Raw genomic sequence first — 10,330 nt, forward strand, 5'->3', positions numbered from 1 at the left:
CCTTTGTTTTGTGTGGCACAAAAGTAAATTAAAAATATGTTTTTTTCAAAAATATTCTCTACATAACACCTAACAAGCTGACTTATTGTAAAATAATTTACAAAACATATAAAACACATATCGATTTCGATCCATAATAATTTTAAAAACCAGCATGACTGCCCTGAATAGCGAAGTTAACACTTGGCTAGCTAAAATAGCGGGATTGGCTGGCCCTGACTGAGTTTCCTCCGGATCAATCTAAATAACACCCTAAAGGCCGTAGGTTCGCCTTCCTACCCTGAAACAAAAAAAAGCCCTAACTTTCGTTAGAGCTTTTCTAGTCGGGGTGGCAGGATTCGAACCTACGACCTCCACATCCCAAATGTGGCGCGATACCGGGCTACGCTACACCCCGAAAAGGTATCACCTTTGTTTTGTGTGGCACAAATATACGCTTCTTACAAATTATTTGCAAATGAAAAACATAAAATAAAACTAACAAGTTGTTATATTGCGACATACTCTTTGCCCTGACGATACATAGCTCTCCTTTATACATCAAATCTGATGCTATTTCGAATATTTGTCACTTCGATCAAGCGCTCACCTGTCAATTAAAATCTTTTTGACCTCCCCACTGTAGCCTGTTCGAATATGAACATGAAGTGTTCGAATCCAAACACTTTAACCACAAAAAGAAAGAATACAATCTATTGACTAAAAATACTTTAGCCCTTTGGCCGCTTTTTTGAAATTGATCCATTGAACATTTTTTTCAAAATAGAAATCAACCTATCCTTCAACGGGATTGATTACCATAAGTTCAGAATGAACACTTATAACAAAAAGTATGATAAAGACCTATTTCCAAATCGCCTGGAGAAACCTTATTAAGAACAAGGTTTTTTCCTTTATCAATATCCTTGGCTTAACAATAGGCATCACCGTCTGCGCAATGATATTCCTGTTTATCGCCAATCAGTTTAGCTTTGATAAGTTTCACAGCCAAGGCGGTCGCATCTATCGGGTCATACGTGGTTTTGACAACACCAAGGACCGTGCACCTTATTTATCCGCACCCTATGCCACGGCCTTATTAACCGATTATCCCGATGATATCAAAAAAGCTGTACGGGTAATGCCTGCCAATGGGTTATTCTCTGTTGGCAACATTGCATTCAATGAAAAGAAACTCTTTATTGCAGATGACGATTTCTTTGAACTATTTAGTTTTCCGCTAATCAAAGGGAATCCAACGACTGTTTTAAAAAATCCAACAAGTGTTGTGCTCACGGAAACAACTGCGAAGAAATATTTTGGAAATGAAAATCCTATCGGTAAAATACTGCAGCTTGATAAAAATAAACAATTAACCGTTACTGGGATCGCTAAAGATCTTCCGGTCAATTCACATCTGGATTTTGATCTCATTATCCCCTTATCCAATTATCTCGATACCGAACCCTTTAAAGCCTGGCAAAACAACAATTTATTCACTTACATCTTACTTGACGAACATAAGGATGCTAGGCAATTGGAAAAGCAGTTTCCTGATTTCATGAATAGGCATATGAAAGCAGTTTCTACCAATATGGGCATTCATTTTGATCTTGCGCTTACACCGCTACGAGACGTCTATCTTGAATCCCACAGCGCATTTGACAGCGCAAAACATGGCGACAAAAAGGTTATTTACATTTTTCTTTCCATCGCCATACTTATATTGATTATCGCCTGCATCAATTTCATGAATCTCTCAACAATACGTGCAGTTGACCGATCGAAAGAAGTTGGTTTAAGAAAGGTGCTTGGCGCACAACGTCTTCAATTAATGGGACAGTTTATCGGAGAATCCATTTTATTAACCAGCATATCCTGCGCGCTCGCCATGTGTCTACTGCAACTACTTATGCCTGTATACAATCAACTATTGGGATACAGCCTAACAGTCCCATGGAATTCATGGCCGATCTATATTTTTTTGATTGCAGTTATCATTATAGTAGGTCTATTAGCGGGAAGTTACCCCGCATTATACCTTTCGACCTTCTCCCCTATACAGGCATTAAAAGGTAAATTACGCTTAGGCAAGGGCGGCACACTGTTCCGCCATACATTAGTGGTGTTCCAATTCAGCATATCTATTTTACTGATCATCGGTACATTGATTATCTCTAAGCAGATGAAATATGTAAAAGAACTGGGACTTGGCTATGACGACCAACAGACAGTGGTTATTCCAATAGACAATGAAGAACTGTATAACAACCTGCGTACATTCAAGAACGAATTATCTGCGAGCAGCGACATTACATCGGTCTCCTTTATGTCCGGTGAACCGGGCGGCTTCTTCGATAACCACACATTCGAGGTCGAAGGAAAAAACGGTGAGAAGTGGAAGTCAAGGACAGAGTTCACTGATTTTGACTATGTAAGTACCTTGAAACTCAAAATAATAGCAGGCCGAAACTTTTCAGCGCAATACCCCACCGACTCCACTAGGGCTGTATTAGTCAATCGTACTGCAGCATCGATGCTTGGATTTACTCCCGAACAGGCCATTGGCAAATGGATAAAAAATACGATCCGCGATCAATCCCCCCGGACAATCATTGGTGTAATTGATGATTTTAACTTCCTATCCCTAAAAGAAAACATGGATGCATTAGTTGTTGCCCCTTCTGATGATCTAAGGGTAGCCCTTATCCGCTTAAACACAAAAGATTTCCCTGAAGCTCTAAAAACTATCAGAACCGCATTTGGGAAAGTAGCCCCATTATATCCGTTTGAATACAGTTTTTTGGACCAGAAATTCGATATGCTGTACAAAACTGATCTTAGGCAACAACGTATACTCAGTCTTTTTTCTGGATTGGCCATATTTATCGCGTGCCTAGGCCTCTATGGTTTAGCCTCATTTACGGCTGCCAAACGAAACAAAGAGATCGGAATTCGCAAGGTGCTTGGCGCTTCGGTATCGGGTGTCACTACATTATTGTCCAGAGATTTTATAAAACCCGTATTAATTGCCTTGATAATTGCCTCGCCGATCGCCTGGCTAACCATGAACAAATGGCTGGAAGACTTTGCTTACCGCATCGAAATCCAATGGTGGATGTTTGTGCTGGCGGGACTAGTAACAATAGGTATCGCATTAATTACAGTAAGTTGGCAGGCTATCCGAACAGCCATAGCTAATCCTGTAAATAGCTTACGGGACGAATAAAAATAGGAAACAAAAAAAGCTCTAACTTTCGTTAGAGCTTTTAAGTCGGGGTGGCAGGATTCGAACTGTTATCATACCCTACTTTTACTTTTCTTATTTTATACTGATTATTAGGTGTTTATAAAAATTAATTCCTAACTTTATCTATCTTTACAAAGGTAAAATATGGTAATATTAAGCATTTCTGTCCGAAATATGTCCGAGAAATATGAAAGTGAATTTTTATTTAGATAAGCCCTATAATCCCAACGTTGCCCCTGAAAAGATCAAGCAGGAACTGGCTAAGGTTGGCGGAAAAAAGAAGAATCTTGCGCCCAAGTTCTGGAATCCATCCCCGACTGCGCTGTATCTTTTCTTTTCGCCGGATAAGTCCTGCAGGATAAAATACAGAACCAACTACAAGATACTGTCCAAGAACTGGGATTTTGAAAAGGAGCGGATGAAGCCAAGTGTCAGCGGTGCATTGGAGTTCAATGTTGAACTGAACAACCTTGCAAACTGCTGTACAAGGGAAGCAATGCGCAAAAAAGACACAAACCAGTTTCTTTCCAAAGAGGATTATAAACAGATTGTACAGGATTGTATTGACAGGGACAATGCCGTCAATAGCGAAATATCCATTTCCCACCTGAAACCCCAGTTCCTTTCCTACAAATCCAATTTTGTCAAAGAGGGTACGTTAAAAGAATACCGGACAGTCTTTAAGGGATTGGAGGATTTTGAGAAGCATAAGGGAACAAAACTGATCCTTAGGGAAATGGACGGTAAATTTATCGATCAGTTTGAGGTATTTCTAAGCAAGAAAAAGAACACGAACGATGATGATAAGACGGGCTTGCTGAATGATACCATACACAAGTACATATCCACGTTAAAGGTATTTCTAAAGTGGTGCAACGACAATGATTATCTGGTGCATCCTGATGTTTTTAAGACACAGAAAACAAATTTTAAAAAGAAAGCATATAACGAAATCATTGCGCTGTCTGAAAAGGAAATTGAGAAGATACTGAACCATGATCTTTCGGACAAGCCCAGCCTGGAAAGGGTACGGGATCTGTTCTGTCTATTGTGCTACACAGGGCAAAGATTTGAGGATCTGATCAACTTTGACCCAAAGGACATAAAAAACAATGCTTGGGACTTCATTTCGGTAAAAGTCAAAAAAAGGGTGATCGTACCTTTCGAGGGATACATCGCCCCCGCAAAGGATATTCTGGAGCGTATCGGCTACAAAGTACCCAAGATATCGAACCAGAAGTTCAATGAATATATTAAAATGGTCGGAAAACTGGCAGGGCTGAACGAAACCATAAAGATAACGAGGTATTCGGGCAAGCAAAAACTGGTGATAGAAAAAAAGAAGTACGATTTTCTATCGAGCCATGTTGGCAGGCGGTCAATGGTCACAAACCTATTGAGCAGAAACGTACCCATTACACTTGTACAGAAACTGACGGCACATTCCGATATACGGACTTTAATGAAATATGAATCGGCAAGCACGGACTCGCTAATCGATGCACTGAATAAATTTTAATATCATGGACGGTAAATACTTTAAGTTGAGAAAAACATGGAGAAAACGAAAGAACAGATTTGATATAGGACCGTTGTTCAATATGAATCCTATCCACATTTCGGGGTATTTTGTCATGCGGATATTTAACATAACCGAACAGGAATATATCCCTTTCTATCAACACCATAAAAAGTACTACCTTGCATGCAACCCTGACGGCAATGAAGAAACGTTTTTAGCAAAAGTACTGGAAATTGTCGATAAGGACAGGAAATCACGGGAAACGTTATACTATTACAATACGCGGTCTAAGACAAGGATACACAAATTGACCAGATTTCGGGAAGCTCTTAAAGAGGTGGACAGATGGGGTCTGACGGTGACCAACGAAGAACGTTTACGGCAGTCCGTCTCCTACGTGCAGGAAATAATGAACTGGCAGAATACCAACGACACAAAATCCGTATTGTCCAAATTCTTGTTTGACGAGAGGGGTTCTGACCAGTTTTTTATAGAATATCAACGGATAATTGAGAGGAAAAATGAATTGGAGGTGCTTTTGGAAAAAGAACAGTCAACCGTAAAGGATCTGCAGAATCAATTGAAAAATGTTGCTCCGGAATATAGGATTGCAATTTTGAACGGAGACCAAAAACTATTAATTGACCTTTTCATGCAATTGAGAGACTTAAAAGTTCCCAGGACAGACAATAATTTCCTATCGGCAAAGCCTGAACTATGGGCAAGATTGATCCATAACTATTTCACGTTGTCCCACACAAACAGCAAAGAAGACAACCGTCAACTACTTAGCTACGATACGATACTTGATTACTTTAAGGACAACTTAGGAAAAGAGATGCTAAAATCAAAAAACAGGAGTAAATATTTCAATATTAAAGAATCTGATAGAATATATACGTAAAACACATACGTCTGTTTTTCAGTGATTTGCAAATCAAAAATCCCCTCAAAATTAATTTTGAGGGGATTTTTGATTTGTGTACTTCCCAACTTTGCCCATGTTAACTCACTCGGAGAAAGTGGCCACGACTTCGACATTCTTACATTGATAAACATGAGCAAACTATGATTTTACTCGACCAAAAAGCCCTCAAAGACTGCATCAAGGATGCCGTAAGGGAGGAACTGCACCTTTTCATTACAGACGTCAAGAAGACGGCTGACAATCCACAGAAACCACAGACAGCAAAACTGTTGACCAAAAAGGAAATGGCGGACGAACTGGATATTTCACTTGTGAGCCTGACCGAATGGATGAAGCAGGGACGTATTCCGTACAGACGTATGGGAAAACGCATTTACTTCAACAAAGAAGACGTTATGGCGTCCATGACGAACTTCAACCATAACAGGGGAGGTAAATGATGATGCCGTTCAAGCAGGAGACCGTTGAGGCGTTCGACCGCTCTCTGGTCAGGATTACAGATAAATTTTTAGAGCCACCCATCATGATAAAGATATGCAGTTCGGATTCCGTCATCGGAACACTTGGGAATTTCAGTGCCTCTACGGGAAAGGCAAAGAGCAGAAAGACATTCAACGTCATTTCATTGATCGCATCGGCATTGAGTGGAAAGCAGATATTACAGTACAGGGTGGACGTGCCACGCAACCGCCCCATGGTACTGTACTGCGATACCGAGCAAGGGAAATACCATTGCCACAGGCTTCTTTCAAGAGTGTATAAGCTCATAGGCTATCCAACGACCGAAGTCCACGAGAACCTGAATTTTATCGCTCTGCGGGAGTACCCTACCAAAGAGCGTATCAACATCATCGAATACGCACTTTTCAAGTACGCAGGCAAGATCGGACTGGTCGTCATTGACGGCATCCGTGACCTTGTCTTTGACATCAACAATGCCACCGAGGCCACCGAAATAACGGGTAAGCTCATGAAATGGTCACAGGAACTCAATGTACATATCCACGTTCTCCTGCACCTCAACAAAGGCGACGACAATACACGGGGGCATCTGGGAACGGAGATCAACAACAAGGCAGAAACTGTCCTACAGATAAGCAAAAACGATCTGGACGCAAATTACAGCATCGTATCGCCGAAGTTTATCCGTGACATCGAATTTGAGCCGTTCGCATTCTATATCGAGGACGGTTTGCCCCGACTGGAAGAGAATCTGGAAATGGCAATCCCCAAAGCAAGGAAAGGCTTCGATTATCAGGAACTGTCCGCCGATAATCACCGGGAGGTGTTACAGGCGTTGTTCACTGACGGAGAAATAACGTGTAGTTATGGCGACTTCGTGAGCAAGCTACAGGAGGGGTATTTGGCACATGGGTTCAATTTCGGAACGAACAAGGCAAAACAGCTAAAGACGTTCCTTGAAAACAAAAGGATGATTGTCAAGAACGACAAGACCTATCGGTTCAACCCCGAATTTTATTACTGAAAAACAGGTTTAGTTTAGTCTGCCCCTATATATAGATAGACTAAACTAAACCTCTCTAAAAATCAAGAATATGACATGTGAAGAATTAAAGCGAATACCGCTCATATCCATATTACAGCATTTACAGATTCCGTGTGCCAAGATGAACAGCAGGGAAGCATGGTTCAAGAACCCCTTTAACGGAGGGGATGAACGGACGGCATCGACAAAGGTGGACGTACATCGAAATATGTGGTACTCCCATTCCGAGGGTATCGGTGGGAACAACATTGATTTCCTGATGAAGTTCTTAGGCACGTCCGAACTCGCTAAAGTCTTGGAGTGGGCTGATGAAAGAAAAAATATCCTTTCTTTTCAACAGCAGACCGTTCTGGATAGTCGGCACGCAGTACAGACAGAAAAAGATACGGGCTACACGATACTGTCCGTAAAACCGCTTGAAAACAAAGCATTGCTCGGCTATCTGTCCAATGAGCGTAAGATCGACCCCGATATTGCCAGGGCTTTCTGCAAGGAAATCTACTACCGGATGGCAAACGGGCAGACGTATTTTGCCGTATGCTCTGCCAATGATTCGGGAGGGTTTGAACTGCGCAACCCCTATGACAAACGGTCGTTAATGACAAAGGACATCACCACCGTAGACAACGGAAGCGACAGGGTTATGCTGTTCGAGGGATTTATGGACTGGCTTTCTTTTTTGACACTAAGGAAGATTGCAGACCGACCGTTTCCACCTACAGATTATTGCATCCTGAACACCACCGCCCACCTGAAAAGGTCATTCCCGTTTTTGGAACGGCACAAAACTATCGTCAGTTATCTGGACACGGACGGGTCGGGAACAAAGGCTTACAGGGACTTGGAAATCCGCTTTGGAAAAACCCACGGCCTCAAAAACGGGATACAGGAACTACAGCACAGGAACAGTATGATAAAAGACGTGAACGATTATCTGGTGCATGGTCTATCCGACACCAAAATCGAAAATCGCCATACTGGCAGAAAATTATCGAATAGGTAGGAAGCAAGGTTGTGTTTTGGTGACCCCAAAACCGATTGGCTCCCGATGGTCACAGCTAAAAAGAAACAAGATGAAAAATAACAAGAAAAAAGGCGGAAGACCCGCACTCGAAAATAAAAAACAGTTCAGGATCAATGTCCGTTTCGATGAAAGCGAACATAACAGAGTTTTGCATAATGCAAAAATTGCAGGTATGAGCAAATCGGAATGGGTACGCAAATCTGCGATCCTACGAAAAATTACACCTAGGTTTACCGAAGAACAATTGAAAGCTTTTAGGGCGATTACTGGGGCTTCGAACAATCTAAATCAGTTAACTAAAAAAGCACACCAGTCTGGACTGATTGAGGTGGCACAGGAATGCAAAAATACGATCCATCACATTAACCATTGTATCAATAAACTACTGCACCATGATAGCGAAGATAATTGAGGGCCGATCTTTCGGCGGATGCGTTGGATACGCCCTGAAAAAAGATAGTGAGATTATCCATGTAAATGGATTACGGACGGATTCGGCAAAGACCATCACACAGGACTTTAATTTTCAGCGGATGCTGAATCCAAGATTGGGCAAGGCAGTCGGACACATTATTCTTTCGTGGAATACAGAAGATAAAAACAAGCTGAATAATGACATCATGCTATCCGCAGCTAAGCGTTATTTATCAAAATTAGATATTAGGGATACCCAATGCTTAATGGTGCGCCACCACGACCGCCAACATGATCATATCCATATTATTTTTAATCGGGTAAACGATCATGGCAAAACTATCTCCAATAGCAATCAGCGGTATAAGAGCTTTAAAGCTTGTAAAGAATTAAATGCATTATATGGCTTTAAGCAGTCCGAAGGAAAACGAAATGTCAACAGAGGTAGACTGAAAGGTAATAATCTAACGAAATACCAAATTTACGACACCGTCAAGGCAGGCATACGACACAGTAAAAACTGGAAGGAACTACAAAATTATATCCGTTACAGAGGTGTGGAAATGCAGTTTAAATATAGATTGGGGTCGGATGAGGTTCAAGGTATTTCGTTCATCAAAGATGAACAGACATTTCGGGGTTCTGCCATAGACCGCTCATTGAGCTTCGGACAGATCGACAAGGCTTTAAATAGCATAGATAATTCTATTGAACTAAATCAAATTACTGGAAGCTATGTTTCGAAGGATCATTCTATAGACAGAAATATCGGAGAAACACTTGGTCACATAACATCAGCTTTATTTTCGAACTCCGAAATTACACCAGAGCAAGATGATCCGTTGATCAAGAAAAGAAAAAAGAAAGAGAATTACGGACTAAAACGTTAATACCATGAACACAGAATTAGAAAATATACAGCAACAGGTAAGCGCATTGCAGGAAAACACAGACTTGATCACGCAGGATATTGTACGAATAATGCCTACAATTGTCTCCCTACTTTCTGAAAATGAAAAGAAAATGCAGGAATTTCATGAAATGCGAGCAAAGGATCAGGAACTACTACAACAGATCAAGCAATTTATTAAAAGAGAAAACGATGTACTATCTAAGATCATTAACGATTATGGGACACTTCAGGATGTAGCTAATGAAATCTCCACAATAACTAGACAGGAATTAGCTGTATTAACAATCAAAGAAAAAGAAATTGTTTCAAAGATAGCTGAAATTCCTGATCAGGTCATTGTAAAACATCATTACGGCATTGATCTCAAATCAACACCTCTGATCATTGTTATGATAGCATTATCTACCATTATTTCGCTAGGTCTCGGTGTTCTATACGAGAAGAACAAACAATTAGACGATAGAAAATCGTATGAAATGCGTTACCGAATGATAGAATTGGAGCTACCGCATGTAACATCGCATATCGATTCTACTTATTCTCTTAACCCTAAGAAATTCCATAATTTGGTGATTAAAAGAGAGGAAGAAAATAAACTATTAAACAGTATAGACCAAAAACGTCAGGAGATCAAAAACTTAAACAGTCCTGAATAACGGTTCTCAGCTATACGCAGGCAGGGATTTTAACCAGTGAACTTCCTACGAAGAACTGAACTTTAATTTTACTACTTTCCTGTCCTACGAAGCACGAAACCCCTGCTTGCGTATAGGTGATGTTATCGCTTCGGTGT

General features: G+C 40.8%; 9 protein-coding genes and 1 tRNA gene. 9 read left to right on the forward strand and 1 reads right to left on the reverse strand.

The features are described from left to right. Positions 1-323 precede the first annotated feature (323 nt). Positions 324-397: transfer RNA gene (locus B3E92_RS19655), tRNA-Pro, on the reverse strand. A 435-nt stretch (positions 398-832) separates the two neighbouring features. On the opposite strand from B3E92_RS19655, the gene B3E92_RS19660 reads away from it, so the two are divergent. From B3E92_RS19660 to B3E92_RS19700, 9 genes are all read left to right on the forward strand, one after another. After that, the gene (locus tag B3E92_RS19660) at positions 833-3,208 is read left to right on the forward strand and encodes an ABC transporter permease (RefSeq protein ID WP_286898016.1); all 2,376 of its coding nucleotides are present in this window, start codon (positions 833-835) and stop codon (positions 3,206-3,208) included. A 208-nt stretch (positions 3,209-3,416) separates the two neighbouring features. Next, positions 3,417-4,748 carry a site-specific integrase gene (locus B3E92_RS19665; protein WP_099372539.1) on the forward strand — a complete coding sequence of 444 codons (1,332 nt, stop codon included), beginning with the start codon at positions 3,417-3,419 and terminating at the stop codon, positions 4,746-4,748. Between the two features lie 4 nt (positions 4,749-4,752). Further along, on the forward strand, positions 4,753-5,655 hold the full coding sequence (locus B3E92_RS19670) for a hypothetical protein (protein WP_099372538.1): 903 nt from the start codon (positions 4,753-4,755) through the stop codon (positions 5,653-5,655). 164 nt (positions 5,656-5,819) lie between these two features. Then, complete coding sequence (locus B3E92_RS19675) at positions 5,820-6,119, forward strand: helix-turn-helix domain-containing protein (protein ID WP_099372537.1); 300 nt, start codon at positions 5,820-5,822, stop codon at positions 6,117-6,119. 83 nt (positions 6,120-6,202) lie between these two features. Then, entirely contained in the window at positions 6,203-7,165 is a 963-nt protein-coding gene (locus B3E92_RS19680; protein WP_286898018.1) for an AAA family ATPase, read from the forward strand. Between the two features lie 70 nt (positions 7,166-7,235). Continuing rightward, complete coding sequence (locus tag B3E92_RS19685; protein WP_180269169.1) at positions 7,236-8,189, forward strand: toprim domain-containing protein; 954 nt, start codon at positions 7,236-7,238, stop codon at positions 8,187-8,189. Positions 8,190-8,259: 70 nt separating this feature from the next. After that, positions 8,260-8,622: a plasmid mobilization protein gene (locus B3E92_RS19690; RefSeq protein WP_019974742.1), complete on the forward strand. Its 363-nt coding sequence runs from the start codon at positions 8,260-8,262 to the stop codon at positions 8,620-8,622. Beyond that, positions 8,603-9,514 (forward strand): relaxase/mobilization nuclease domain-containing protein, encoded by a 912-nt coding sequence (locus B3E92_RS19695; protein ID WP_286898022.1) that lies wholly within the window; start codon positions 8,603-8,605, stop codon positions 9,512-9,514. Before B3E92_RS19690 ends, B3E92_RS19695 begins: the two co-directional genes overlap by 20 nt. Before the next feature lie 4 nt (positions 9,515-9,518). After that, positions 9,519-10,193 (forward strand): hypothetical protein, encoded by a 675-nt coding sequence (locus B3E92_RS19700; RefSeq protein ID WP_099372533.1) that lies wholly within the window; start codon positions 9,519-9,521, stop codon positions 10,191-10,193. Positions 10,194-10,330 lie beyond the last annotated feature (137 nt).

The organism is Sphingobacterium sp. UBA6317 (genome assembly GCF_002440385.1).
Lineage (GTDB): Bacteria > Bacteroidota > Bacteroidia > Sphingobacteriales > Sphingobacteriaceae > Sphingobacterium > Sphingobacterium multivorum.